The sequence below is a fragment of the Microcoleus sp. S1D4 genome (assembly GCF_036700765.1).
GTDB lineage: Bacteria > Cyanobacteriota > Cyanobacteriia > Cyanobacteriales > Microcoleaceae > Microcoleus.
On sequence record NZ_JAUBPP010000021.1, the window covers coordinates 43,376 to 70,019 of the forward strand.

General features: G+C 44.8%; 19 protein-coding genes and 2 pseudogenes. 16 read left to right on the forward strand and 5 right to left on the reverse strand.

Annotated features, from left to right (window positions below; all coding sequences use genetic code 11):
* Positions 1-3 precede the first annotated feature (3 nt).
* Positions 4-1,359 carry an AAA-like domain-containing protein gene (locus tag QT998_RS20410; RefSeq protein WP_333091786.1) on the reverse strand — a complete coding sequence of 452 codons (1,356 nt, stop codon included), beginning with the start codon at positions 1,357-1,359 and terminating at the stop codon, positions 4-6.
* A gap of 280 nt (positions 1,360-1,639) precedes the next feature.
* Here QT998_RS20410 and QT998_RS20415 point away from each other — a divergent pair, with 280 nt between their 5' ends.
* Together QT998_RS20415 and QT998_RS20420 are read left to right on the forward strand one after the other, a co-directional pair.
* Positions 1,640-2,374 (forward strand): calcium-binding protein, encoded by a 735-nt coding sequence (locus tag QT998_RS20415; RefSeq protein WP_333117391.1) that lies wholly within the window; start codon positions 1,640-1,642, stop codon positions 2,372-2,374.
* Positions 2,375-2,541: 167 nt separating this feature from the next.
* Positions 2,542-4,347 carry a serine hydrolase gene (locus QT998_RS20420; RefSeq protein ID WP_333117389.1) on the forward strand — a complete coding sequence of 602 codons (1,806 nt, stop codon included), beginning with the start codon at positions 2,542-2,544 and terminating at the stop codon, positions 4,345-4,347.
* Positions 4,348-4,812: 465 nt separating this feature from the next.
* On the opposite strand, the gene QT998_RS20425 is transcribed toward QT998_RS20420, so the two are convergent.
* Entirely contained in the window at positions 4,813-6,594 is a 1,782-nt protein-coding gene (locus tag QT998_RS20425) for an SWIM zinc finger family protein (protein ID WP_333117388.1), read from the reverse strand.
* A 235-nt stretch (positions 6,595-6,829) separates the two neighbouring features.
* Between QT998_RS20425 and QT998_RS20430 the strand changes: the two genes are divergently transcribed.
* The 6 genes and pseudogenes from QT998_RS20430 to QT998_RS20455 all read left to right on the forward strand — a co-directional run bounded on the left by QT998_RS20430 (position 6,830) and on the right by QT998_RS20455 (position 11,907).
* Entirely contained in the window at positions 6,830-7,048 is a 219-nt protein-coding gene (locus QT998_RS20430; RefSeq protein ID WP_333091778.1) for a hypothetical protein, read from the forward strand.
* Positions 6,985-9,948 (forward strand): excinuclease ABC subunit UvrA, encoded by a 2,964-nt coding sequence (uvrA, locus tag QT998_RS20435; RefSeq protein WP_333117386.1) that lies wholly within the window; start codon positions 6,985-6,987, stop codon positions 9,946-9,948. Before QT998_RS20430 ends, uvrA begins: the two co-directional genes overlap by 64 nt.
* Before the next feature lie 724 nt (positions 9,949-10,672).
* Positions 10,673-10,798, forward strand: coding sequence for a hypothetical protein (locus QT998_RS20440; RefSeq protein WP_333091774.1), 126 nt, complete (start codon positions 10,673-10,675; stop codon positions 10,796-10,798).
* Positions 10,786-11,106, forward strand: a complete 321-nt coding sequence (locus QT998_RS20445) for a XisI protein (RefSeq protein WP_333117384.1) — start codon at positions 10,786-10,788, stop codon at positions 11,104-11,106. Before QT998_RS20440 ends, QT998_RS20445 begins: the two co-directional genes overlap by 13 nt.
* A gap of 184 nt (positions 11,107-11,290) precedes the next feature.
* Positions 11,291-11,515: pseudogene (locus QT998_RS20450) on the forward strand (type II toxin-antitoxin system HigB family toxin); the annotation flags it as partial.
* 14 nt (positions 11,516-11,529) lie between these two features.
* A complete protein-coding gene (locus QT998_RS20455; RefSeq protein WP_333117383.1) occupies positions 11,530-11,907 on the forward strand; it encodes a helix-turn-helix domain-containing protein in 378 nt (125 codons plus the stop codon).
* Between the two features lie 92 nt (positions 11,908-11,999).
* Here QT998_RS20455 and QT998_RS20460 read toward each other — a convergent pair whose 3' ends face one another.
* Positions 12,000-12,494, reverse strand: coding sequence for a GAF domain-containing protein (locus QT998_RS20460; protein WP_333117381.1), 495 nt, complete (start codon positions 12,492-12,494; stop codon positions 12,000-12,002).
* 332 nt (positions 12,495-12,826) lie between these two features.
* Here QT998_RS20460 and QT998_RS20465 point away from each other — a divergent pair, with 332 nt between their 5' ends.
* Positions 12,827-13,699, forward strand: coding sequence for an alpha/beta fold hydrolase (locus QT998_RS20465; RefSeq protein WP_333117379.1), 873 nt, complete (start codon positions 12,827-12,829; stop codon positions 13,697-13,699).
* A 198-nt stretch (positions 13,700-13,897) separates the two neighbouring features.
* Here the strand turns inward: QT998_RS20465 and QT998_RS20470 are convergent, their stop codons facing one another.
* Both QT998_RS20470 and QT998_RS20475 read right to left on the reverse strand, forming a co-directional pair.
* Positions 13,898-14,347 (reverse strand): pyridoxamine 5'-phosphate oxidase family protein, encoded by a 450-nt coding sequence (locus QT998_RS20470; protein ID WP_333117378.1) that lies wholly within the window; start codon positions 14,345-14,347, stop codon positions 13,898-13,900.
* A gap of 489 nt (positions 14,348-14,836) precedes the next feature.
* Positions 14,837-15,055 (reverse strand): chlorophyll a/b-binding protein, encoded by a 219-nt coding sequence (locus QT998_RS20475; RefSeq protein ID WP_194011728.1) that lies wholly within the window; start codon positions 15,053-15,055, stop codon positions 14,837-14,839.
* 617 nt (positions 15,056-15,672) lie between these two features.
* Between QT998_RS20475 and QT998_RS20480 the strand changes: the two genes are divergently transcribed.
* The 7 genes and pseudogenes from QT998_RS20480 (at position 15,673) to QT998_RS20510 (ending at position 26,552) form a co-directional block, all read left to right on the forward strand.
* Entirely contained in the window at positions 15,673-16,224 is a 552-nt protein-coding gene (locus tag QT998_RS20480; protein ID WP_333117374.1) for a Crp/Fnr family transcriptional regulator, read from the forward strand.
* A 488-nt stretch (positions 16,225-16,712) separates the two neighbouring features.
* Positions 16,713-16,943 carry a hypothetical protein gene (locus QT998_RS20485; protein ID WP_333117373.1) on the forward strand — a complete coding sequence of 77 codons (231 nt, stop codon included), beginning with the start codon at positions 16,713-16,715 and terminating at the stop codon, positions 16,941-16,943.
* A gap of 116 nt (positions 16,944-17,059) precedes the next feature.
* Complete coding sequence (locus tag QT998_RS20490; RefSeq protein WP_333091762.1) at positions 17,060-17,704, forward strand: TVP38/TMEM64 family protein; 645 nt, start codon at positions 17,060-17,062, stop codon at positions 17,702-17,704.
* A 982-nt stretch (positions 17,705-18,686) separates the two neighbouring features.
* Complete coding sequence (locus QT998_RS20495; RefSeq protein ID WP_333117371.1) at positions 18,687-18,899, forward strand: hypothetical protein; 213 nt, start codon at positions 18,687-18,689, stop codon at positions 18,897-18,899.
* 21 nt (positions 18,900-18,920) lie between these two features.
* A pseudogene (locus QT998_RS20500) lies at positions 18,921-19,985 on the forward strand (ArnT family glycosyltransferase); the annotation flags it as partial.
* Between the two features lie 41 nt (positions 19,986-20,026).
* A complete protein-coding gene (locus QT998_RS20505) occupies positions 20,027-20,254 on the forward strand; it encodes a hypothetical protein (RefSeq protein WP_333091759.1) in 228 nt (75 codons plus the stop codon).
* Between the two features lie 817 nt (positions 20,255-21,071).
* Positions 21,072-26,552, forward strand: a complete 5,481-nt coding sequence (locus QT998_RS20510; protein ID WP_333117368.1) for a response regulator — start codon at positions 21,072-21,074, stop codon at positions 26,550-26,552.
* Positions 26,553-26,644 lie beyond the last annotated feature (92 nt).

A 26,644-nucleotide genomic window follows, 5' to 3' on the forward strand; every position in this document is an offset into this window, starting at 1 on the left:
TTTTCAACCTAAAACACGGCAAAAATACTCGCGGTACAAATTGCAGCGCGGCATGACATAATTGTTTTGCCGCCCCACAATTCCCATACTGTGCAACTTGTAAATTTGCATTGAATCTAATTCAACTGCTTCCGGGGAATTTACAACTTTTTTCAAAGCTAAAGCTAATTCGGGATTTTGTTGCAGAATCTCTAAATGCTTCCGCAAATGATTGCTGTAGATTCCCGATTCTGAGGCAGCATTTTCTAATAGCTGATTTAATGAAATTTTGCCACAACTAACCTCATACATTGCCAATCTTACTAAATAAGGATGTCCGCCGATCGCACTTATCAACTCTTGAAACTGTCCATCACCCCAATCCAAGCCGTGAACCCCAGCCAAATCGTGGATTTGCTGGCTGTCAAACTCCTGCAGTTCCACGGGCACTCCCGCATTAAACGGAGATTGATTCATATCCAAAGGAATATAAACCTCCGTAGAATGCGCCATTACCAACCGTAAATTTTTCCAGATATCAGAAATTTTGGCTTTTTCGTGCCAGCTTCGCAGCATCCCCAGAAAATCTTCAACTACTTCTGTGTAGGGAAATATGCGATCGACTTCATCCAATCCCAACACTAGAGGAGTTGCTATTTCTGCCAGCAAATACTCTTCAAAGTATACAGTACAGTTATCGTTGCTGCCCAAAATATCCGTATCCCAATACTCGTTTAACTTATTTTCTAACTTTAACTGCCGGCTTACCATCAAGCACATCCAACGCAAAAATTTATCAAGATTTGTTAAAATTCCTCGATCGGCGGCGCTCAAATCCAAATAAACTGCGTGATAATTTTCTCGGACAGCGCGAGCTAAAATCCGGTTCATCAGTGAAGTTTTACCCATCATCTCCGGGGCCTTAATCCGAATCAGAGAACCGGGTTTGACAACCGTTTCCTCGCAGAGAGAGTCGATGCTGGAACGCTCTATATAAAAAGGTGAATCTAAGGCTACTGAACCTTCGGGGAATTGCAAATTTGCCGCCGTCGGTAATGTTGGCGAGGGCGGATTTGCAGACAAAGATTGACTGGGTTCTGCTTCATAAGCTCTCCTCAGCGCTTCTTTGAAATTTTTCTTAGTAATTCTTTCTCCCAAAGCTTCAGAAAGCTTGTGCCACAATTTGTTACCGACATCTTTGTTGAGGTATTCAGCGCTGTAGCCGTAGGTTTTGGCGATTTCATCGTAACTTTTGCCTTCCCAAGAACCTTGCAGGACTTTCGTTTCGAGGTCGCTGAGATATTTGCCAGTGTTTTGGGCAAAAATGCGATCGGCAGATTCTTTGGTTTTGCTCCAAGATAATTCTAATTCTGAGTTCATGGGCTCGCCCGTGAGTACGTATATACGTAAGTATGCAGACTATTGCCAGAGAAGAGTTGTTCCTCCATCGGGAAATTACCCTGACTTTTCCCTATTTTAACTGATTTAAGCTGAGTTTTTACTGTAAATCATTGTTGCCAGCCATTTTTTAGTTCTTTAAACACCTGATTTTATTCCCATTGTCGCTTGCTTGACGAAAGGAGAAACTAGACACATCAAGCAAGTTAGTTGAGTCTTTCTCACCCTTGCACCACTTGAAAAGTAAACAGGAGTCACAAAAATGTCATCAGTTATCAACGGTACAGACTACGACGACGACAACACTGTCAACGGCGACGGTCAATTCCACAAATCCTTAGTTGGACAAAATTGGACAATCAACAACCAAGGTCAAATTCAGCTTTCAAATGATACAATTTACGGCAATAAAGGCGATGATATCTTGTCAGGTCTCGCGGGAGACGACCTCCTCGACGGCGGCTTCGGTAGCGATAAGTTAGATGGCGGCGCGGGTAATGATAAATTATACGGCGAAGCTGGCGAAGATATGCTGTATGGAGGTGCTGGGCAAGACTTTCTGTCCGGCGGATTTCACAACGATTATTTATTCGGAGGAAGTGGCAAAGACTATCTCATCGGCGGCGACGGTAACGATTACCTTGACGGTGCTAATTTTTCGGGTGCTGGTAACGGTATCGGCGGCGGTACTGAATCGGATTCTCTCGCAGGCGGCGCGGGTGCGGACACATTTGTACTCGGCAACGTTAACAATGTTTACTATCTCGGCACCGGCTATGCTACGATTACCGATTTTACTTTAGGTCAAGACAAAATTCAAATTAAAGGCAATTTCGCAGACGGCTATTCTCTCAAAGTTGGCGAGTGGAACGGCAATAATGTTCAAGATACTGGTATCTTCTACAAGGACAATTTGATTGGGGTTGTGCAAGACCAAAAATTAATTAATGTCAACCCAAATCTAGTATTCTCATCCGCACCTCCCGTCCCTCTATAGTAGACTTGATTTGCAAAAATTGCTTTTTTATCTGGAAATTATCTGCGTCTGTCAGTGTTGCATCTGCCCGATATCTGCGGTTGAATTATCTATAAAATCGCGCTCGCTATCGCTACGCAAGGGCGGGAAAATTAGTACCGCCCTACATTTTAAAACCAGAGGCTTTTATGATAAAAATTGCTGTCAATCCAATCAAATTTAACAGATTTTTTTACACAAATCTAACCTTAATTTGTGCTATCCTCTTAGGAGGCTTCGGAAAAGTTTTTGAGTCGAACAACAACATAGCTTTAGCAGAAGAAAGCATCCCCGTTAGCGGTAGCGGCGACGCGCAACTACAGCCGATTTTGCAATCCCTGACAGAGTTCATGCGCTACCGCTGCGTCGGTGCGGCTGTCCTCGGTGTTTCTGTCAAAGGTAAGCCCGTGGGTGTTTGGGGCTTGGGGCGCATGAAAGACCGATCGACCTTGAACGCAAATCCGGCTTGCGGCGACGATATGCAGGCTCCTCAAAGCGCGATCGTACCCGCAGATACCCCCATGCGTATGGGCAGCATCAGCAAGCCTGTTACCTTTGCAATGGTGCGCTGGGCGCTGAAACAGACGGCGCGCGATCGGGCGGGCTTAGAACTGACTGACGAGCAAATCGAAGGGATGAAATTGTTCGATCCCCAGCATCATCCGCCCCTAATTCCCGGTTTGAACAAGCAATATCCAGTCGCGATTATCCCTGAAAAATTGCACGCCGTATTTTCGGGGAAAGTCAAATTTCCCGTAGCAATTAAAGACCGTAATTGTAGCAATCTCAACTCAGGATTTGCCGACAAACAGTGGCAAAACGTCACCCTCGGACACCTGCTCTCGCACCGCTCGGGACTTCAGCGCAGCGCCCCCAGATACGGTCAAGATGTAACTGCAAATTTGCCAGTGCTTCGGAATTTGAAAACAGCAGCAGATTTTCAATCGCAAGAACAGCTACTTATCAATGAATGGGGAAACAAATCTGTCGGTTCAGCTAAAACTCAACTGGGAATTTCCCCTAACGCAGGCTATTTTTTGCCAAGTCCTAATTTAGAAGAAACTATGCTGGTTTTGGCTGGGCGATGCCTTCAGTATCCCCTCGGTCAATATCATTATTCCAATACCAGTCCGGCATTTCCTACGATTATTATGCAGCAGTTGGTAGCCTCCGGCAGATATGCTGCTAAAACGGGTAAACCAGAAACTCATCAAGGCTCTGCTTTGGAGCTTTTTTTCAAAACAGAGTTGGGAATTCCTACTACGTCTAACAACGGAATTTTTATGACCCAAGAAGTAGAAAATTTTAGCAGTCGCGAACCGGAAAAGCGCCACTGGAACGGAAAGAATTACTACGGTAAGGGATGGGATTTGAAGCGGCCGCACTGCATTTGGAAGGGTAACTTTTGCGATTTTTCTAGCTGGATAAATACCAAGCCGGGGAGGATAAATTGGTCTTGGAATTTAAGCCAGGTTCTTTTTTCCCGCAGAAACACAGATCTGAGTCCCGGCACCGGTTCGCTAGCTGCAGAAGCTGGAGTTTTTCTCAAATTTATGTCACAATATTGGGTTGGTGGTTATGAGAATAACCCGCGCATTGGGGAAAAGCGAAATAATGTTTGGAATCGATATACTGCTCACAATGGAGCGCTTGATGGTACTCATGCTTGGGCAATTCAGTTAGGGGGAAAGAATAATCCGAAGGAGTGGAAATTGCCGCCTGTGGACGATGGAGGTCACATCCTTGATGATTTTGCTAATTTGAAGATGTATGCGGGTGTGTTGCCGGATGGAGTTGATATTTTTGTGGCGGTGAATCAAAGGGCGGACAAGAAATGTGTAGAGGCTAAGGGTTACAATTGCGGGGATGCTTACGGACTTTTGGATAATTTTATTTTGTACGGTGCTTCTCGGGTAAATTGGAATAGGGTTGCACCGAGTGCTGATGTCAAATAATATTGATAAATCATATCAATTTCGGTTGCACTCATATATATGAATGTTGACTGTGGACTGTTGACTGTTGACTGTTGACTGTTAAGTTATACCAATTTCATAAAGCTAGATATGACCCCCCCAACCCCCCCTTAGTAAGGGGGGGCTAAGAGTTCATCTATAGTACATCTTTAGAAAAATGGTATTAAGAGGGCGGGCACGCACCATCCACCGCCCCTACTGACTGTTGACTCGATTTTATTATTCCGATGCAACCGGAAACGATATCATATCGTGTCCGAGCGATTGACCGCAATAAAATTAGTTCGTCGTGCAGACTTAATTCCGCACTACGAACTGTTTTTGTTATAGAAATCGCTCGGACATAATATCAACGGCAGAAGCGAGGCATATCGACACAGAGAAGCGCCGATAATTTCACAAAACTCTGCAATTTTTGCCAGAAATTTAGGGTAAAATTAAGACTCAATTTAAATATGAGTTTCTGAACAAACCCATGAATTTCCGCTTCCGATTGTGTACTTCCATCAGTTGAGCGCGATAAGCAGACCACTCAACTTTTTGCCCAGCTTGTATATAGGCAGCACGGGCTTTTTCTAGCCACTTAATTGCACTATCGTACTCGGCTGATTTCATTGCATTTAGAATCGATTCAGCGCGCCGACAAGCATTGGCGATTACCCAATCTGGGCGATGGGGAATTGCTGCCATCATCACTCGATGAACCAGTTCGGAACTGTAAGATGTTTCTACAAGTGCGATCGCCTCTTCAATCATTTTTTCATGCAGAAAAATATCAACCTTTGCTTCGGTAGAACTGTAGCTTTGAATGGTTCTTACAATTGCCAACAAATCTACTCTCAAGGTTGACCAATTATCTCCTGACAACTCCTGCAATGAAAGATAATCCTTCAAGGAAGGTTGAATTTCAAAAATTTTAAGTTTAGCATTAAACGCAGCTTCTTTTTCGCCCAATTCATCGGCCAATTCACTCATACAAATTGCCAGTTCGTAGGTGGAATTGCCGGGTAAATTCAACCCAGCTTGACAAATTTTTAGAGCTTCTTCTGAGTATCCGTCTTCTTGTAAAATTTGAACTAGAGCAAAAGCTTCTTCGACTGATGTCATCTCGGTTGCCGCAGCTTTCACAGCTTCTTCTATTCTCCCCAAACGAGCTAACATGGTCAGATATTGTTGAATACAGCCTTCTGCTTTGGCTAGGTATAAGTATTCTTTGTCGCGGTTCTGGCGATCGAGAATTTGTAAGCGAGTCAAGGTTAATTCACGAGCATAATCTGGTGCATCATCAGCCCATATTCCCGATCCAGTAAGGTTTCCTTCCAATATCTGCTGGAGTGGCGGGTAGTCCCAACCTTGGCGTAAAGCTTCCAAACTCATGCTGAAATTACAATCCCATTCATCGTTCCAACCTTCTAACATCACCTGAAAATCTATTTCTTCCTCAGCAGTTAGTTCGGCGGTCAAAATGGCTGCTGTCCAAGCTTCATTCAAAGCATTGGTGATTTGATAACTTTCAAAACCATATTCTTCTACGTCATCCCAATCATCAACGCAGCCTGCGGTAATGGCTTCTAAAATTACTAAAGCGTTTTTACCATCTCCTTGTTCGCTGAATTCGTGGGCTTGCTGAATCAATTCTAAAATTTCTTCTGTAATCGGGTCTTCTTCATCATAACCATATTCATACTCGGAATAATTCTCAGCTTGTCGGAAAATGTCTCGTACTTGTCGCCGAAAAGGAGCAGGATCGATCGCACTTTGGCGATGTATTTTCGTCAATTGGCTTGTCGGCGCAGACACAGCGTTAGAATTAACGTATAGTTCGATCGCATTGATCAGCGACGGTTCATTGTCCACTAAATGCTCTACTAACTCATAGATTTGGGCATCGTTGAGCCGAGAAAGCAAGTCTTCCAGCCTCTCGCCATGTTCAATTTTTTCGGGTTCTCGCAGACACAAAAACAGCGTCGCGATAATGTGTTTGCACCATCCATCGCCATCGTAAGGACAAGTGCAGAATACTCCAGATGTTAATCCCGCAGGATTGAACGGCAGGCTAACGCTGTAGGCTTGAGATTGAGAACCGTATACTGTTGCTTGCACCATATTGCCACGGAGGACTGCGTTAGTAACAGTTCCACCTAAATAGTAATCTTCGGCTCGGTTGAGCGATCGCTCAGAACTGTTATTTTTGATGATTGTTTCACTAAGTTTGGGAATAGGCATGACACTAAGCCTCAGTAATTAAAATATTAGACTCGATTTTACCCGAAAAATGTCGATTTGTAGTGAGGGCTAAAGTCCTCGGATTTAACTAGGACTCGCATTCCAAACGCTCAAACCATGCTGGGAATTGAAGTGGATTTGAAGCATCAAATTTTGAAGGTTTTGCCCGACGGGCCGACGGAAACTTATTTAAAGATTCTTTGATGTTAATCTCAATGCAGGGGAAGTAAACATTATGCAGTCTACTGTGCAAACAGCAGCGGGCGTTAAAACTGAACCCTCAACTGTCAACTGTCAACTATTTGACGATTCTTTGATATTCTTGAGTTTGGATGCTATCTATTCCAAAGGCAGCGCTAAGATGGTTAAGCACTGTTTTGCACTACTCTCATGTCCCAACGCGCCGAAACCTCACCCAGTCAGTCAAGTGCATCCCACAACGGACATCATGTGACGACTTTGAACTCCAACAGCCAAAATACGATTCAGATTCGGGGTGCGAGACAGCACAACCTGAAGAATATCGATTTGGAACTGCCGCGCGATCGACTGATCGTGTTTACTGGTGTCTCCGGTTCCGGTAAGTCTTCCCTGGCTTTCGATACAATTTTTGCAGAGGGACAGCGCCGCTACGTTGAGTCTCTCAGCGCCTACGCGCGCCAGTTTTTGGGACAGTTGGACAAACCGGATGTGGACGCGATCGAGGGGTTGAGTCCGGCTATTTCGATCGACCAAAAGTCAACTTCTCACAACCCGCGATCGACTGTCGGCACTGTTACAGAAATTTACGATTATCTCAGATTGCTCTACGGCAGAGCTGGCGAACCGCACTGTCCGATTTGCGATCGCTGCATTGCGCCGCAGACAATTGATGAAATGTGCGATCGAGTTATGGCACTTCCCGACGGCACTCGCTTTCACCTTCTGGCACCCGTGGTACGCGGAAAAAAAGGCACTCACCGCAAATTACTGTCTAGTTTAGCTTCCGAAGGATTTATTCGAGTCAAAGTTAACGGAGAAATTTTAGAACTGTCAGAAAATATCGAATTAGATAAAAATCATACGCACAACATCGAGATAGTTGTTGACAGGTTAGTTAAAAAAGCCGGTTTAGAAGAACGTTTAGTTGACTCTCTAACAACTTGTCTGCGACATTCTGAGGGAATTGCGATCGTTGAAGAGTTACCGACTGATGAAAATTCCGAACCCAACGGGCCGATCGTATTTTCCGAAAACTTTGCTTGTCCCGAACACGGCGCGGTGATGGAAGAACTTTCGCCCCGATTGTTTTCGTTTAATTCGCCCTACGGCGCTTGCCAAAACTGCCACGGTTTGGGGAATTTGCGGACTTTTGCGCCGGAGTTGGTCATTCCTGACGAGAAAGCACCTGTTTATTGCGCGATCGCCCCTTGGTCAGACAAAGACAACTCCTATTATCTCTCTTTGTTGTGCAGTGTTGCTGATGCTTGCGGCTTTGATATCGACACTCCTTGGTTCCGATTGAAGCCACAACACCAACAGGTGATTTTGTATGGAAACGAGTTTAAACAAACCGCAGAAGGTAAAAAGCGAGACACCAGCGTCAATGATTTGCGGAGAGATTTTAAAGGTGTAATTTCCATGTTGCAGCGCCAGTACGACGATACTGGTTCTGATTTAATTAAGCAGAAACTGGAACAGTATCGAGTCGATCGCCCTTGCGAGGTTTGTCGCGGCAAACGCTTGAAAGCAGAGGCGCTGGCGGTGCGGCTGGGACAGTACCGCATTGTCGATTTGACCAGTATTTCGATTCGCGACTGTCGAGAGAGAGTCGAGAATTTGGGATTGAGCGATCGGCAATTTCAAATATCCGACTTAGCCCTGAGAGAAATCAAAGCAAGGCTGCAATTTTTGCTCGATGTCGGATTAGATTATCTGACATTAGACCGTCCAGCAATGACGCTTTCCGGCGGCGAAGCCCAGCGAATTCGCCTCGCCACTCAAATCGGTTCCGGCTTGACCGGTGTCCTCTACGTTTTGGACGAACCCAGCATCGGACTGCACCAAAGAGACAACTTTAAGCTGCTGCAAACCTTAACAAAGTTGCGGGATTTAGGCAATACTTTGATTGTAGTAGAACACGATGAAGAAACCATGCGATCGGCCGACCACATTGTCGATATCGGCCCAGGCGCAGGCGTTCACGGCGGCAAAATTATCTCGCAAGGAAGTTTAGAAAACTTGCTGGCTGCCGAGGAATCTTTAACCGGTGCTTATTTGTCGGGAAAACGAGTAATTGAAACTCCCAATGAAAGGAGAAAAGGCAATGGTAAAGCTCTCTCAATCAAAAATGCGACGCGCAACAATTTAAAAAATATTGATGTGGAAATTCCGCTGGGTAAACTCGTCTGCGTTACAGGCGTTTCCGGTTCTGGAAAATCCACCTTAATCAATGAATTGCTGTACCCGTCGCTGCAACACTATCTCACCAAAAAAGTTCCTTTGCCGCCCGATATGGAAGCTCTCAAAACGAAGGGCGAACGGTCTCTGCAGGATGTGGTTGATAAGGTAATTGTCATCGATCAATCTCCCATCGGCCGCACTCCGCGTTCCAATCCCGCTACTTACACCGGAGTTTTTGATGTGATTCGGGATTTGTTTGCCGAAAGCATTGAAGCAAAGGCAAGAGGTTACAAAGCTGGGCAGTTTTCTTTTAACGTAAAAGGAGGAAGGTGTGAAGCTTGCGGCGGCCAAGGAGTAAACGTAATTTCGATGAATTTTCTGCCCGATGTTTACGTGCAGTGCGAGGTTTGTAAAGGTGCGCGCTACAACCGGGAAACGCTGCAAGTGAAGTATAAAGGCAAGTCAATTTCTGATGTTTTGAACATGACAGTGGAGGAAGCCTGGGAAATGTTTAAAAATATTCCTAGGGCTGGTGTCAGATTGCAAACTTTGGTGGATGTGGGTTTGGGTTATATTCAGTTGGGACAGCCTGCACCGACTCTTTCTGGGGGCGAAGCGCAGCGGGTGAAATTGGCAACGGAACTGTCGCGCCGCGCTACTGGGAAGACGCTTTATTTGATTGATGAACCGACGACTGGTTTGTCGTTTTATGATGTTCACCATTTGTTAAATGTGCTGCAAAGATTGGTGGATAAGGGTAATTCAATTTTGGTAATCGAACACAATTTGGATGTGATTCGGTGCTGCGATTGGGCGATCGATTTGGGGCCAGAAGGGGGAGATAAGGGCGGCGAGATTATTGTGGCGGGGACGCCGGAGGATGTGGCGGCAAATCAGAGGTCTTATACTGGGAAGTATTTGCAAGCGGTTTTGCAGCAGCATCCTTTGGGGAGTGCTGTAGCTGTTAGTTAATACTAACAGGAATTACGCAATTCTCCTAATTAGTAAGGTGCGTCAGATATTTAAACCTTAAATAGTTGTTAAAGAAACTCACCTGACGCACCCTACAATTAAAATACTATTACAAGTTAGTCTGCTTAGTCGTCAGAGAGTTCTGCTCTGCAATCCGATCGGCTTTGGGACAGAGGTATACTGGTACAAATTAGCCAAACTTCATCAAGGAAAACAATGGGTCAACTATATAACTTTGTATGTCCTGGTTGTGGGTACATAGCAAAAGAGGTTTCTGGTGGTCTGGGCTTTGGAATGATCACTGTTGTTAGAACAATGACCTGTGAAGATTGTAAAGCAGTAGTTGACGTTGTGATTGATCGCGATGGCAAAGATGGCCCGACTGGCGATCCTAACTATCATTATCCGAGTATTTGTCGTCAATGTCGGGGATCGCGGTTCTATCCCTGGCCTAGTACACATCCTTGCCCAAAGTGTGATGCCAAGATGATTAAGGATAAAACATCGACGCTGTGCTGGGATTAGTATTTTGTAGGGTGCGCAATGCGCACCGGCTAATCTTGTAGGGTGCGTCAAAAAGTATTAAAAAGCAAACCAGTACGTATTTCAATGGGTATCAAAGTCAACCGGTGCGCAGTGCACACCCTACAAACTACGATATTTCAAGCATTTTCGGCACTAAAAACCAAACTCAGCACACACGCCAGACAGGGCTAATCTGGCAGTGCCCACCGATACCTATCAAATGTTTCTCAGATTTGAACCCGCAAAAACTGTCGTCGAACGTTATGAAATCCGACTAATTATTTACAATCCAACTCGTGAGGCGATCGACCAATGGATAGACTAAACCAATACCGCAAAATTGTTTGTGACTTTCTCGAAGACTTTTCTAAAAATGACGCAAATGCTCAGCTAATATTCGATTTCGCCCGCGATCGATACCTCGTCATGCACAACGAATGGCGCGACGAATATCGCATCTATGGCTGTGCCATGCAGCTCGATATCATCGAAAATAAAATCTGGATTCAACACAACAGTACCGAAATCTACATCGATCGAGAACTGATTCAACATGGCGTGTCTCCTCAAGATATCATTCTTGGGTTTCGCTCCCCCAGCATCCGAAAACTCCTTGCCGCCAACTATTCCTAGAGACAAAAATTCTGTGATAAAATGATGAGATAGCACGTTATTCTTTGCCCCATGAGAATGGCAGAACTCATATTTCAATTGTCTTGTGTTTCGGGAGTTCCAGTCACAAAGTTCTATGCGTATTTTGTCCCGCAGCACCTTGCGAAACTTCTGGTAAACTCATCCAGATGCCTCAGAAGCACTAAAAACTTGGTACTACGAAGCGTCTCACGCCGATTGGCAGAGTCCAGTCGATGTTAAGTCCGCTCATCGTAATGCCCGCATCATTGCAAACAATCGTGTTGTGTTTAACATCAAAGGCAATTCCTATCGGCTGATTGTTGCCATTCGTTATGACATCGGCATTATTTTTATCCGCTTTATTGGCACTCATGCCGAGTATGACAAGGTAGATGCAGAAACAATCTAAACACAAATTGATATATGGAAATACGTCCAATTAGAACCCAAACTGACTATCAGGCAACCCTTCGAGAGGTTGAGTTGCTGTTTAATGCAGCTCCTAATACACCTGAGTCCGATCGCCTAGATGTGCTCAGTACCCTAGTAGAAGCTTACGAGAAGGCACACTTTCCGATCGAAATCCCGGATCCAATTGCAGCTATTCAATACTACATGGACGCCCGCGGATGGTCGGGTAGCGATTTGGAACCATGTATTGGCAGTCGAGTTAAAGTTTCTGAGATATTATCTCGCAAACGCTCGTTGACTCTGGAAATGATTCGGAAGCTGAATCAAGAGTTAGGAATTCCCGCTGAGATTCTCATCCAGCCCTATGAGTCGCTACAAACCTCTGCCTAACAATAGAACACCATATTTTGGGACAGTTGGTAATTTTCCATTGCACAGACAATTCACCCCAACTGTCACAAAGCGGGATTTTGGATGAAAAATTAACTATCTTGAATTGTGGGAGACATTGCTATATTTTGCGCTTGTTTCTGCATGAATTCAATGTCCGATCGCAACCAAGTGCGGGGCCCGCTGCATTGATGAGCAACTAACAGCCCCCACAGCCCTTTTTTAGTTAAAATTGGCACGACTAAATTGGCCCGAACTTTCAGGCTACGCAGAAAATCTCGGTGGCATTCGTGAATTGGTTCTACTTCAATATCTGCAATTGCTCTAACTCTGCCGGCTTCGTACAAAGCAGCGTAGTCGCCGTTAAAACACTCGTCAGGCCCGGTTGAGCCTAAGATTGAGAATTCGATCGCACTCAACATCTCGCAAGTCACTTGACCTTGCCACTGCCTGTAAAAATAATACAGCACCGCGCGATCGCTCTGCAAAACTTCTCGAATGTCGTATAGGCATTTTTCAACTAATACGTCGCGCTTGAGCTGATCTGTCAAGCGGTTAACAATGTGTTGCAGGCGATCGCCAGACATGGTATGAACTCCTTCAATTTCTAGTGTACTCGCAAACTATGAATTATTTAACTTGCATCCTCAAAAATTGTCAAAAATTTGATAATCTGGATTTTCGCCAGATCGAAAATAAGTTATTTTTGGCTTGACAGTTGTCGAAACGGAAGTAACATTATACTAATATTTTGACTGAAATTGCAATCCTTTCGGGAAACGGGCCCGACACCTGTCCCACACAGGAATCACCAAATCACGAAGGGCGATCGGTCATTTTGAATTGTTCAATTCTTTAATCTGAAATCTCAACTTATTTAACTGCTAAAATCTATCTCTAGCTAGAGGAACTATCAAATATGCCTGTGCTGAAAGAATCTTGGAAACACGAATTTATTGCGACAAATAGCATCAAGCTTCATTGTGTCACTCAAGGTTCCGGGCCGCTGATGCTGATGCTGCACGGATTTCCCGAATTTTGGTATTCTTGGCGCCATCAAATCCCGGAATTTGCATCAGATTATCAAGTTGTCGCTGTGGATCTTAGAGGTTACAATGACAGCGACAAACCGAAGGATAAATCTGCCTACGTGATGGCAGAGTTTGTGCAAGATGTCAAGGGAATTATTCAGGGTTTGGGATACGAAAGTTGCGTTTTAGTCGGTCACGACTGGGGAGGAGCGATCGCCTGGAATTTTGCCTATGCTTATCCAGAGATGGTCGATAAATTAATTGTGATGAATTTACCGCATCCGGCCAAGTTTGCGGAAGGGCTGCGAACTCCCCAACAATTGCGAAAAAGTTGGTACGTTTTTTTGTTTCAGTTGCCGGTTTTGCCGGAGTTCTTAATTCGGTTGGGTGACTATCGGGCGATCGCCCTTGCTTTTGAAGGCATGGCAGTTGACAAAAGCAGCTTTACCCCCTCTGACATCCAAGCTTACAAAGATGCGGCGGCTAAACCGGGCGCTCTGACTGCTACTATCAATTATTACCGCAACATTGCTAGCGGATTGGTCGATCGCCAGAATTGGGATGTGCTGCAAGTTCCGACGCTGATGATTTGGGGAGAAAACGATAGCGCCCTCGGCAAAGAGTTAACTTACGGGACTGAAGATTACGTCCGGGATTTTCAGATTCAGTACATTCCTAATTGCAGCCACTGGGTACAGCAGGAACAGCCGCAGTTAGTGAATCGGTACATGAGAGAGTTTTTGGCAAGCAAAGCTGTTTGAGAAAATATTTTGCACTATTTTCCGCTGGCGCAGGGTTTTCCCCCCGGAGGACTTTTTAGTAATTTCAGTTTTGGACGCACTCCGACACTCAGAAACCGGGTTTTTTAGCGAGATTGAAGGTCTTAATTAAGTATTTTCGTAAAAAACCCGGTTTCAAGTGAGTCCTATTTTCTCTACTCAACCCAGATGTCTCCAAGCTTACCGACTGCTGATTCCCTGCGTCGTACGCCCGCTCATTTCGCTGGGGTAAATGCGGTAGATTGCTATTACCTCCGCACGCCCCCAAGAGTCAATCCAAGTGCGATTGATGGCGGGTGAAAGTGTGGGGTTGTGTTCTTTGACCAATTGCATCGCGCGATCGATGTCTGGCTGCTGGGTGAGGCGTTCTGCTCGCCCGTTGACGACAACGCTGCGCCAGTGTTCCGAATCGCGGACTTCTTCAACTTGCAAGCAGACTTCTGGATTTCCGTCCATATACTTAGTTTTCATCCCGACAGTTGTGAAAATGTATATGTCGGAATCTTGGAGATAATAGTGCATTGGGACAACGTATGGATGCCCTTCAAATACACAGCCGAGGTGTCCGTGCCCTACTTTCTGCAAAAGCTCTTGTATTTCTTTTGAGCTCATTTCATCAATATCTAACATTTTATGCTCCTTATAAGACTTAGGTACTCTAGAGAAATCCCTCGATGTTTAAAATTGCTTCACGAGTTGGGCTGCTCGTCTAATTTATTGCCTTATTGATGCACCTGTTTTGTTTATATAAAAATTGTATAAGTATGGAAATTGTAAGCTTAATTCTTGACAATTATCATCTACCTTTAGACCTAGATTGTTTGTCTAAAAATTTGTATGGCTCTGATTACAGCGGTTATCAAAAAAGTGAGGTATGCCCTATGCCCTATGCCCCATGCCACATAGTACCTCATCTTTCTGAAAAAGGCTATAGTTTTAATCTTATGTCCGATCGCGCGATCGGACATAAGATTTATTTTAATTAGCCCCAAGCGGCGACAGCAAACATATTTGAAACAAAAAAAATCGTTTGCAGTTAGGACTTCAGTCCTTACTACAAACATTTTTTATTATGAGCTATTAAACGGAGATTTTATTAAATCTATCTAACGGATCGTCCTAGCCTAAAGCATCTTTGAGCAAGCTAAGAAAGCCTTGTCCTGTCAAAACTTCGATCGCCAGAAGCGAAACAAAGCCAATCATTGCAAAACGTCCGTTAACTTTTTCAGCATATTTGGTAAATCCGGTGCTGACGTTAGTGTCTACATACATCTTAGGCTCGATCGCGAAGTTGTTCATGAGGCCTTGGTCGTCAACCATCAAATTGCGTGAAGTCATTTGTTTTTCCTTTGTTGCTTTATGTAAATAAATGTAACAAATTGTTAACAAGTCTTAATGTGATAGCAAACATATAAATATGTGATATTAGTCACATACTTTTGTATTTAAGTAAGTAATAAAAATTTGCTCATTACCAGGATCTGCCTGGTAATGCAGATGATTTGGTTCTAGCTCTCTTTATATGTGTGTCCCCGAACAGCAAATGTGTCGATCGACCTTTCCCGCATCGCCGCCGAATTCCCCCAAATCCAAACCCTGACGCACTCGCAAGGGCGAGAAACCCGGTTTCTGGTCAGGGTATGGCGCAGAAAGCCTAGGTTTTTGTCGAGAAACCCGGTTTCTTTAATTTTTGGCATCAGCTACCAAATAGTTAATAAATATTATTAATTAACAATACTTCGGACAGTTTTAGGCAGGATCGAGTATCTGAAACCCATGCTGGCTATAGTGCGGACTATTTTTTAAAAGTTTAAGTTTAGCCTTAAGTTTGAAAAAAAGATTAAAAATGCGAAGGCTTGCACTGTAAAGCTTACAGAAACTTTAAAAAACTGTCCGAAGTATTGAATTAATTTAAGCTGCAAATACTATTCAAAGTAAAAGTAACGGTGAATCCCATGACTCTTTCCACCTACACTCCAGGCTTGTACGCTAGTTTAAGACACCAGACTTTCACCCACCGTCAGTTAGTGCCGGTGCCGTCTCAAGGCTTGTTGCGAATAGAACGGGGAGCTGTCCGAACCGTGACTTGGAGCGAGCAGGGGACAGCAATCACGCTGGGAGATTGGGGAGTTGGAGACGCGATCGGTGAGCCGCTCTGTGGCGTGCAACCTTATCAAATTGAGTGCAAGACTCATGTAGAAATTAGCTACATTCCGACCAATTTGTACGATCGCTCCTTAGATGAAATTTTTGCCCACCTTCAGCAAACTCAAGAATTTTTCTGCATACTTCGCACCGAATCTCTGCGGGATAGATTGCTGCAACTATTGGTTTGGTTGGGAAAAAAATTTGGTCGGGAAGTCGCACAAGGGCTGTTAATTGATTTGAGATTGACTCACCAAGAGATTTCCGAAGCCCTGGGGATTACGCGGATCACGGTGACGCGACTGATGGCGAGGCTGGAAGAAGAGGGATCGATCGCTCCCGCCCTCAATACATTGTCTTAATTTCCCGTTAACTTCGCATTTTTGACATTTTTGAAAGCAATTATAGATTTATCTGAAAATCAGATTTCCCCGTTTACTATCAGTGGACTTGCGCCATAAAAAGAGGGTTTGAATCACTTCTCTGACTAATAGCCAAAATCGGTTTTAACCAACCCAGTTTCTGGTTGTTTTAGTTTGTTTTAACCCAATGCTCCCTCGCCGTTTGTTTGAAGCGAAGGCGGGCTAGTCGGCAAACTAAAAATGAAAGTGTCGGTAATGACAAGCTAAAAAAAAGGGAGAAACCAGAATCGGCTCGAAGTCCCCCGACCATCCGGGAAAGTAGGCGGTATGCGAGGGAAATCCTCGACCGACAGTTTTAACAATCGCGTATTAATTCAAGTTTTATTCTACTTATCTGTTTTTTCGGTATTTGAGGCAGTTAATAACAAGAAATAAATTAATTTCACAAAATCTGCGATAATTTTTGTAATAATGGGCGATGAATTAATATGGATGAGATGGAAGGATTGCGACAGCGAGAACTTTGCGATCGCTTAATGCTTGACTATCGAGAGATGGCTGCGACAGCAAAAAAGCTAGGGCTGAGTACCCATGCGTATATTCAGCAAAAAACAGGATGGATTTTGTTTGAGGAACTTTACTATCCTCCAGAAACAATAGTTGTAACTGAGGATTTGTGCTGCATTCCGTTAATCTTGTATTCTAAATCAAAACGATGAAGGGAATTATTTATAACCTTTTTCAAAAATGTGAGTAGTCAGTCAATTTTAGATTTTAGATGGGAGGGATTGAGAGATTTAAGAATGGTAATTTTATTAAAGTTGGAGTCTCAACCATGAAAAACCGTTGGATTAAATGGCTTCAGTTTAGCCTGACGGCTTTGCTGGTTGTGGGTGCGATCGTCCTAATCAACCACTACGGGATCGAGCAAATTAGAGCTAACATCAGTCAGTTTGGAATTTGGGCACCGTTGGTGGTGATGTTGCTGCGAATGGTAAGCATTGTGATTCCTGCCCTACCAGGTACCGGTTATTCGCTGCTAGCAGGTGCATTGTTTGGGTTTACCCAGGGTTTAATCGCGATCGCCATTGCTGATGCGATCGCCTGTACCATTAATTTCTACATTGCCAAACGCTACGGACGCCACCTCGTGCAAAAAATTGTCGGGGAAAAGTTCATGGATAAAGTAGATTCTATTAATCAGAATTACCTAGAAAGTAATATCTTTTTAGTAACGGCTTTACTGATGACTGGGCTGTTTGACTTTGTTTGCTACGGTGTCGGATTAACTCAAATGAAATGGCGGAGATTTATCACTACTCTGACGCTGAGTATTGTTGTGGCAAAACCTCCATTAGTAGCTCTGGGAGCAGGCGTTCTCGAAGGCGGTAAGTTGTTGCTAGGATTTGCATTGTTAGGAATGTTTTTACTAGCATTGGTGACAGGTTGGTTGAATCACAAACACAGTTTACCGTCTTGATTGGTAGAATTTTATTGGAGACATTGCAGGATTTAAGATCCTGTCCGCTGGATTACCATCACAAAAAAGGATCGCGCGTGCAAACTGCAGTCCGCTCTTGGATTACGGACTCGCATTCCGCACGCGCGATCCAATTTTCTTGTTATCAATCCAAGAGCAGACAGAATTTAAGAAATTTTTAAATCGCAGATGCACGCAGATAGAGGCAGATATTTTTTAGATATTTGCCTCTGTCTCAACTAATTTAATTTGTCGGCAATGCCTTCAACAAATAAGCCCGAGTTCCTGTTAAAGTCGCGCCCTTGGCATTTTGGTACGTGTAATTTCCGTAGTTAGCCCCATTTTTATTTTGCCACAACTTTGCTTTAATTCATCTAGTCGAAGCAGATTGTACAGCCTATTGCTACTTAAAATTAACTAAATTGGCTGAGGTAATTATTTTTTTATGTGATGTATCTCTGAAAGTACCTAAGAATAAAGATTTCAATACTAAGTTCAGTTATTTACCGTACTCGTTAATAAGAAATTTTTCAATAAATATGCTTAAAAATTGTTTAAAAAAACTAGCCAGTTGACAGTTAGGGATTAGAATCATTGTCGCAATTAGCTCTTGATTATTTTATCAATAGAAGCCATGAAGTTTAAGTCCCTCAAGTCTGTGAATCCGGGTTGAGTTTTCGTTTGTTTGGCGGTAAGTTCGATCGCTGTTACTGTCACTGTTAGTTCTGATTTGTAACAAATGCCCCTGCGATCGCTCCTACAACCCGAAAGTACGCGCGTGCGAAGCTATCCCGTAGGGAATCGCCCAAACCCCGACTGGCGAGTCAGAAGATGCGATCGTCCCCTGAAACTCTCTCACATTAGATACACTTCGTGAAAAAAAACATCAATTCTCGAAAAAAATAAAAGCTGAAACGATATAATTTTTGACATTCCCAACCTAAAAAATTGAGAGCCAATCAAATCTTCGCAGTCTGTTCTTATGACACCAGATATCTCCGAAGCCCAGCAGCAAAGAAATCACCGCATAATTATCTTGGCGCTGATTTGTCTGACGCTGCTAGGATTAGCATTCCGGCTTTATTTTGCGTGGCACACCAACCAAACTCTCCCCGATACCATCGCCCGTCTCAGAGGCGACGAACCGGGCTATGAGGGTTTGGCCTACTGGTTGCTGAAGGGTCATTTTTTTTAGCGACCGAGCCGGACACCTGTTTATCCATTTTTTGTGGCTGGATGCTATGCAATTTTTGGTCGTTCTCCCGCATCTGTAGTATACGTACAAGCTTTTTTAGGGGCGATAACTATACCGCTAACTTTTATCCTGGCACGGCGTTTTACTGGCCCTCAAAGTTCTTTAGTCGCGGCTGGATTAATAGCGCTGAATCCTGCCCTGATTCTTCATGTCAGCCGGGTGCAAACGGAGATTTTATACACACCTTTAATGCTTTTAACAGTGCTGGGCTTGCTACGGGCATTGGAACAGCCGCAGTGGCAAAAATTTTCATTAGCAGGTGCGCTGTTGGCAATTACAAATCTTTGCCGACCGACAGCGATGTTGTTTCCATTAATTGTGCCACTATTGATGCCGCCTCAATGGTCTTTAAAGCGCAAGATTGCTTGTTTTGTTGCTTATTTGGGCGCAATTATTATCATTACTACACCTTGGACTTACCACAATTATCGAACTCACAAGACTTTTTTGATTTACAGCGTTTCTATAGGTGCGCTGTGGCAAGGAAGTCCAGAGTTTTATCATTTAGCCTACGAACAACTACCAAAACGCAATATTGTTCAGATTTGGCAGGAAGAACTCAATCCGGCTCGGAATGGAGGACACAATGCTTTTACAATTGAGGGCGATCGCTATTTTACCAAACGGGCGATCGCTTCAATACTCCGCGAGCCGGCTGTCTATCTCTGGTATTGTTTGCAAAAGGCAGTTTTTTTCTGGTTTGGAAACCCTATAAGTGACTGGCCTTATCACACTTTGTTTAAGATTAAGGCAATGCGGACATTGTTTTCGCCACAACGGATTATCGGCATTTTAGCGTCGCGAAATTTGCCTGTATTTGCTATTTTGGGCATGATAGTTTTGCGGCATCGCTGGAGGGAGTTTTTGCCACTGTTGGCAGTTTGTGGCTATTTTACTTTGATTCATGCGCTTACTTATGCAGAAGTTCGCTACAGCGAGCCACTGCACCCGATTTTGGCGGTCGTAATTGCTACGGCGGCGGGGGAACTTCAGCGTCGGTTGAAGTCATCAGTCATTAGTCATTAGTCATTAGTCATTAGTCATTAGTCATTAGTCATTAGTTGTTAGTGCTGTCCCCGCTCGCTTTGTTCAAACGTCCAACGTCCAACGTCAGCATTCAAGTGTTATCAAAAACCACAATTATAAGTTTAGTTATAGGCATTTTAATCGCCCCGATCCTTGAGTTGTCCAGCCCGATCGCAATTTTTGCTCAAAACGCCGTCGCAATTAAAATATCGGGTACTGCTGCAGGGTGCGATCGCTACATCGGTGCAGTAGACGGTAATTTAAAATAAAAAATTCTAATAATTGAGAATTTATAGCAATTATTAATATTTGCTATAATAACAGAGTCAGTGATTATCGCCATTATTTGTTTTATAGCAGTTCGAGCCCAAAATGAGGGATTGACCGATCGCTCCCTCAATCCCTCAATCCCTCAATCCCTCAATCCCTCATTTTCCCCATGCCCTAATTCCCTAATCTAAAATCTATAGCAGTCCGAGCCCAAAATGAGGTATTGATCGATCGAGTTCTCAATCCCCCAATCTAAAATCTCAAACTTGTACAGCAAAGCCGAAGTATCTAAAATCTCAACTCCTCACCTTTTTGAGAAAGGCTATATATTCAAAGCTCCCCCTTTCCCGTTCTCTCCCTCTGGCTTCTCCCACCCCCTAATTGCACAGTTTATATACCTACTAATTGGCAATCTTGTAACAAGCCTGCGGCCGCTGGTAAATTGGTAGTGTATAAGTATCTTGCCTCAAACAGAATCTGAGCGAGAATTCCGTTGAGGGCGAGAAAGTAGGGTGCAGTCTAGACAATCGCAGAAATTCTTGCTCGTCAACCCGCAGTAGTTAGGCTGGGCGAGGAATTGCCGGCCAGTTAAAAGTCCGCCCTGTGGCAGATAGCATTGGTTCTGACTTGTCATTACCCGCCAATTGTCAGGATTTGGCACAGAATTAATTTTAAATGCCAAGATGCTGGAAGTAGGGGTGAATTTTATGATACAGAAAGTTTGACCGTGCTTGGAAAGCTCGCGGGTAAAGCCTCTCAATCAAGCTGCTGCCCGCGATCGGGTTTTTCTAACAAATATCACTCTTATGCCCGCTGATGTTTATTCCTTCTCTCAGTCAGGTCATCAACCGCAATCCCCTTACCGTCACCCCTCAGACGCCCGTAGAAAAGGCGATCGAGCTGATGAGCAGCACAGGAGCCAGTTACGTCCTCGTGGTAGAGCCGCGCGAGCATTCTCAACTGGAAAATCTCAGCAATGGGAATTCCCCACGATTGCGGGAACAGTCGGGTTTCTACAACGGCTTACCGCGTGCGGTAAAGGCCTTCGGCAACGGGCTGCATCAGGGCGGCGCAAAAGCTCCCTATGGGAGCGGGCAGACGGTGCTGGGGATTTTTACGGCGCGAGATGTGGTACAGCTAAATTCGATCGGCGCTGCTTTGAGGGGATTTGCGATCGAGCAAATCATGATCAGAACCGTGACTGTAGCCAGAGAATCGGAAATTACCGACTTTTTTGCCTTAGTAAATCTGCTGGAAAAATATCAGATTGGTCATTTACCCGTCGTCAGCGACGCTGAAGAACTTGTCGGTTTAATTAGCTCTCAAAGCTTGGTAGAACTGTTGCAAGAACTGGGGAAATCGCCACAAAAAGCAAGCAGCGATCCGCCACCCGTGACCTTCGCTTTCCCACCGCCGCTGCCAAGTTCACAACCGAAATTAGAGCTGCCGGCGAGTTTAATTAAACTTTATCAAATTCCTCAAATCGCAGCAGGACGAATTATTCACGCTCCTGCTAGTTCTTCAGTTCGCTATCTGGCGCAACTGATGTTCCGACACAATGTTAGCTATGTATTAATTACTGAAACCCCAGAACCAAACTCGACTGGTGCTACAAATTCCAAATTTACAAATCCCAACCTGCACAAACTCGTTGGGGTCGTAAGTTCGCGGGACATCGTGCAGTTGCAGGCGTTGGGAAGAGACTCGAACAAAATTAAAGCGGGAGCGATTTGCAACAGCTCGCCGCCGCTGGTACGATCGCAATCTACCCTAGAAGCAGCCGTCGCCCTGCTGCAAAAATACTACTACCAGTTACCATTATTAGTCATTAACGAAAGCAATCACCCGATCGGGATTGTCAATCCTAAAACTATCCTTTTACAAGCGCTAGATTCAAAATCTCTGCATTCTAGCTTGATCGCTTTGCAGCGACAACTAGAATCTAGCAACGCGCAATACAAAAAACTCGCCGCCCAAATACAGCTTCCGGCAGTAAATCGCTACCAGGAAGTTGAAATTGCAGAAAACAGTTTCGCCGAGCCCCCAAATCTCCCCGCTACTGTCAACAATCAGGGGATTTGGGATTGGAATCTCGAAACAGATGAGTTTTTTTATTCCGTGCGGTGGCAAGAAATGCTCGGCTACAAAGCAGGGGAAATCTCGAATCGCCGATCGGAATGGTGGAGTCGCATCCACCGAGATGACATTAACGGAGTAAAGGCAGCCTTAGAAGAACACTTCGCACAAAAGACAGCGGATTTTGCAGCAGAATATCGGATGTACTGCAAAGACGGCAGCACTATCTGGGTGCTGAACCGGGGTCAAGTTTTGCGGAGCGCTGCAGGCAAACCGCTGCGCTTGGTCGGAACTCATACAGATATTACTCCAAACAAGCAGTTAGAACTCAAAGGCGCAGATCCCGATCGATTCCAAGTCTTTGATTCTTTGAAAGCAACAGTAATTTTTCAGATGGATGCGGCGGGAGTTTGGACGTTTCTCAACCGCGCTTGGACTGAAATTACTGGTTTTTCGGTTTCCGAAAGTTTGCACACTAATTTTTTAGATTGGGTTCATCCAGATGAACGCCCGCAGTGTGAAAATCTATTAGAGTCTTTGCTGTCTGGAAAATCGGAATTTTGTCGGAGAGAACTGCGATTTAAGTACAATTCGGACTCGGTGAAAAATGAATTAGACATTCATCCTGAATCTGGCTTTATTTCGGTAGAAATATTTGCTCAAGTCCGGCTGAATTCCCAGGGTGAAATAGCGGGAATTTTAGGAACTTTGCACGATGTCTGCAGCCGCGTCGAAGGCGTTGAGGAATTGCGGGAAAGCCAGCGAGCAATTCGATCGCTCTACGAGGTAATGGTGAGCTCGTCAGGCTCCTTTGAGGAACGCACTGCTCAGTTGCTGGCAATGGGTTGCAGTCAGTTTGGGATGGATATCGGGCTGTTGGGCAGGGTTTTGGGCGATCGCTACGAAGTCATCGCAGCCTATGTACCGTCAAATTTCCCCTTCGGATTTGCCAAAGGAGATGGTTTTGCTTTGAGTAGAACTTTTGAACGAGAGGTTTTGCGATCGAACGAACCTATTTCTATCGAATCCGCCGGCACTACTCAGTGGAAGAACCACCCGGCTTACGCCGTCCGCAGGTTGGAGGCTTTTGTCGGCACGCAGGTAATAGTGGAAGGGCGAATTTTTGGCACTTTGAGCTTTACTTCGAGCTCTGCTAAACCACCTTTAAAACCGCTAAATTTTGAAATGTTAAAATTGATGGGCAATTATATCGGCGCGGAAATTGCCCGCGAAGAACGCGAGCACACTTTGCAGCGTCAGTACCAGTGCGTTTTACTCTTCAAACAAATCACTCAAAAAGTGCGATCGACCTTAGATACTCAAGAAATTTTTCAGACTACCGCCACCCAAATCGGGCGCGTATTCGGTGTCAATCGCTGTACAATTCACACCTACCTTTCCCAACCTTATCCGCACCTTCCTTGCGTCGCAGAATACCTCGAACCAGGTCACGCATCAGCTTTAGATTTAGAACTTTCTGTCACTTACAACCCCTACACAGAAAAACTGCTCGCTGAAGATATAGCCCTAGCATCTCCCGATGTGTTTGCCGATCCTTTGCTCGAATCTTCCGTGCCCATGTGCCGCCGCATCGGCTTAAAATCTATGTTGGCGGTTCGCACTTCCTATCAAGGCGAACCGAATGGCATTATTACTTTGCACCAGTGCGATGCAACTCGCCAGTGGACTCCCGACGAAATTGAACTGTTAGAAGATGTTGCCGCTCAAGTCGGAATTACCTTAGCCCAAGCCCAACTTTTAGAAAAGGAAGTTCACCGACAGCAACAGTTAGTAGAGCAAAATGAAGCTTTGGAGCAAGCGCGACAAGCGGCCGAAGTTGCTAACAGAGCTAAGAGCGAGTTTTTAGCTACGATGAGTCACGAAATCCGCACTCCGATGAATGCGGTCATCGGGATGACCGGTTTGCTGCTGGATATGGAACTAACTACAGAACAGCGGGATTTTGTAGAGACAATTCGCACCAGCGGCGATGCTTTGCTGACTATTATTAACGATATTCTCGACTTTTCCAAGATTGAATCGGGTAAAATGGATTTGGAAAGTAGCCCCTTCGACCTGCAAAACTGCATAGAAGAATCTCTGGAATTGCTGGCTCCGAGAGCGTCAGAAAAAGGTTTAGAGCTGGCTTACTTTATTGACGATTCTGTTCCAAAAAACATTTTAGGAGATGTCACACGGCTGCGCCAAATCTTGGTAAATCTGCTAGGAAATGCAGTCAAATTTACAGAATCTGGAGAAATTGTCGTTTCTTGTACCGCTCGGCAAATCGAGCCTGTAGCTGCTAAAGTTTTGCCGGAAATAACCAATATTTTAGCTCTGAAACCGCTAGCAACTAAGGAGGAAAAGTTGCCAAGTAACAGACAGTACGAGATTCAATTTGCTGTCCAAGATACGGGCATTGGCATTCCACCAGACCGGATCGATCGCCTATTTAAAGCTTTTTCGCAGGTGGATGCTTCCACAACTCGACAGTACGGCGGAACAGGTCTGGGACTGGCTATCAGCCAGCGTTTGAGCGATATGATGGGTGGTAAAATGTGGGTTGTCAGTCAAGTTTGTCCGGCAAGTTCTAAGTCTCAATCTGCTGTTTCGGCGATCGGACAAAGTACCGCAGGAATTCCGCCTGCTGGATTTTATCCACCGTCGGTATCGGGTTCCGGTTCAATTTTTTATTTCACGGTGACAGCAGAAGCTAATGAAAGTCGAGAGTCAAAAAAACTGCCGGAATTTGCGGTGGGCAAGCATTTGTTGATTGTCGAAAATCATGCCATTAACCGGCAAGTTTTGATCCGGCAAGCTGAGGCTTGGGGAATGATACCCGTAGCTGCAAGTTCGGGTGCTGAGGCTGTGAAAATTATCCAAGAAAACTCGGCGCTAGATTTGGCTATTTTGGCGATGAATCTACCAGATATGGATGGCGTGGCTTTGGCTGTGAAGATTCGTTCCTTGGAGCTGAGCAATTTGTCTGGCGGCGAGGGGCTAAATCCGAATGTCATTGTTACAAGCCCTCGCAAAGTTCCGCTACCTTTGGTGCTGTTTACTTATTTGAGCAAGGCGGAAGTCTGGAAAAAGCTTGAAACTACAGAAGTACATTTTTCGGCTTTTTTAACTAAGCCTCTAAAACAGTCGCAGTTTTATAATGTGTTGCTGCAAGTTTTTGGATATGTTGCCGGCAGAAGTAGTAGGGGAGAAGTTTCAAATGTGGCGACTTTGACTTCGGGATTGAAGTATTTTGAAAATTCTCAAGAACAGCACCGCGTGCAGCGGACACCTGCGGTTTTGAGGCAGGTGGCTAGCAATTCTGTCGCACAGGATGGAGCTAATTCTACTCAGATTCGGATTTTGCTGGCGGAGGATAATGTGGTGAATCAAAAAGTAGCTACGCATTTGCTCGACAGGATAGGATATCGGGCAGATATTGCGGCTAATGGGCTGGAGGTTTTGGAGGCTTGCAAGCGGCAATCTTACGATGTTGTGCTGATGGATGTGCAGATGCCGGAGATGGACGGGTTGGAAGCGACGCGCCGCCTTTGTCAGGATTGGCCTGCTAATCGGAAGCCGAGAATTATTGCGATGACGGCTAATGCGATGCAGGGCGATCGCGAAAAGTGTCTGGAAGCGGGTATGGACGATTATATTACTAAGCCGGTGCGCCGGGAAGAGTTGGCGATCGCCCTGGGCAAATGCCAACCACTGCAGCGGGATGAATTGGATGCCGTTGCTGAACTAAAAAATCCACAGATTACTGAGCAAGTTGACAGTGTGGCTGCTGGACACTCGATCGTTCAACCTGCAGCAAATTCGCCGATCGATTTTCATGTTTTGCAAAGTCTCCGCGAGTTAGACGATGATGAAGACCCGGATTTTTTGGGGGAGTTGATTAAGATATATTTGTTAGATGCACCGCAGCAGTTAGAAACAATTAAAGAGGCTATTTTTCTCGGCGATGCTGATAGTTTGAAGCTGGCTTCTCACACGCTGAAGTCGAGCAGCGCTAATTTAGGAGCGGTGTCTTTTTCGGAAGTTTGCAAGGAGTTGGAGTATATGGGCCGCATGGCAGTTGAGTCTGGAGGGGAACAGGTTTTTGATGCGAGGACGGCGCGCGATCGGCTTTTGGAAGCCGAAACAGAGTGGGAAAAGGTACGGATGGCGTTTGAAACTGAATTAAAAACGGGGAAGTTGCGATCGCAAATAGGGTAATGGGGAATTGGGAATTGGGAATTGGGAATTGGTTGTTGGTTGTTGGTTGTTGGTTATTGGTTATTGGTTATTAGCTGTAGGGTGCGTCGCAA

Excerpts from the sequence above, each read along its gene's own strand:
- QT998_RS20415 (WP_333117391.1), top strand. The coding sequence starts at position 1,640 with ATGTCATCAGTTATCAACGGTACAGACTACGACGACGACAACACTGTC.
- QT998_RS20495 (WP_333117371.1), top strand. The coding sequence starts at position 18,687 with ATGACACCAGATATCTCCGAAGCCCAGCAGCAAAGAAATCACCGCATA.
- QT998_RS20445 (WP_333117384.1), top strand. The coding sequence starts at position 10,786 with ATGGATAGACTAAACCAATACCGCAAAATTGTTTGTGACTTTCTCGAA.
- QT998_RS20480 (WP_333117374.1), top strand. The coding sequence starts at position 15,673 with ATGACTCTTTCCACCTACACTCCAGGCTTGTACGCTAGTTTAAGACAC.
- QT998_RS20425 (WP_333117388.1), bottom strand. The coding sequence starts at position 6,594 with ATGCCTATTCCCAAACTTAGTGAAACAATCATCAAAAATAACAGTTCT.
- QT998_RS20510 (WP_333117368.1), top strand. The coding sequence starts at position 21,072 with ATGTTTATTCCTTCTCTCAGTCAGGTCATCAACCGCAATCCCCTTACC.
- QT998_RS20455 (WP_333117383.1), top strand. The coding sequence starts at position 11,530 with ATGGAAATACGTCCAATTAGAACCCAAACTGACTATCAGGCAACCCTT.
- QT998_RS20490 (WP_333091762.1), top strand. The coding sequence starts at position 17,060 with ATGAAAAACCGTTGGATTAAATGGCTTCAGTTTAGCCTGACGGCTTTG.
- QT998_RS20420 (WP_333117389.1), top strand. The coding sequence starts at position 2,542 with ATGATAAAAATTGCTGTCAATCCAATCAAATTTAACAGATTTTTTTAC.
- uvrA (WP_333117386.1), top strand. The coding sequence starts at position 6,985 with ATGTCCCAACGCGCCGAAACCTCACCCAGTCAGTCAAGTGCATCCCAC.
- QT998_RS20465 (WP_333117379.1), top strand. The coding sequence starts at position 12,827 with ATGCCTGTGCTGAAAGAATCTTGGAAACACGAATTTATTGCGACAAAT.
- QT998_RS20485 (WP_333117373.1), top strand. The coding sequence starts at position 16,713 with ATGGATGAGATGGAAGGATTGCGACAGCGAGAACTTTGCGATCGCTTA.
- QT998_RS20410 (WP_333091786.1), bottom strand. The coding sequence starts at position 1,359 with ATGAACTCAGAATTAGAATTATCTTGGAGCAAAACCAAAGAATCTGCC.
- QT998_RS20475 (WP_194011728.1), bottom strand. The coding sequence starts at position 15,055 with ATGACTTCACGCAATTTGATGGTTGACGACCAAGGCCTCATGAACAAC.
- QT998_RS20430 (WP_333091778.1), top strand. The coding sequence starts at position 6,830 with ATGCAGTCTACTGTGCAAACAGCAGCGGGCGTTAAAACTGAACCCTCA.
- QT998_RS20470 (WP_333117378.1), bottom strand. The coding sequence starts at position 14,347 with ATGTTAGATATTGATGAAATGAGCTCAAAAGAAATACAAGAGCTTTTG.
- QT998_RS20460 (WP_333117381.1), bottom strand. The coding sequence starts at position 12,494 with ATGTCTGGCGATCGCCTGCAACACATTGTTAACCGCTTGACAGATCAG.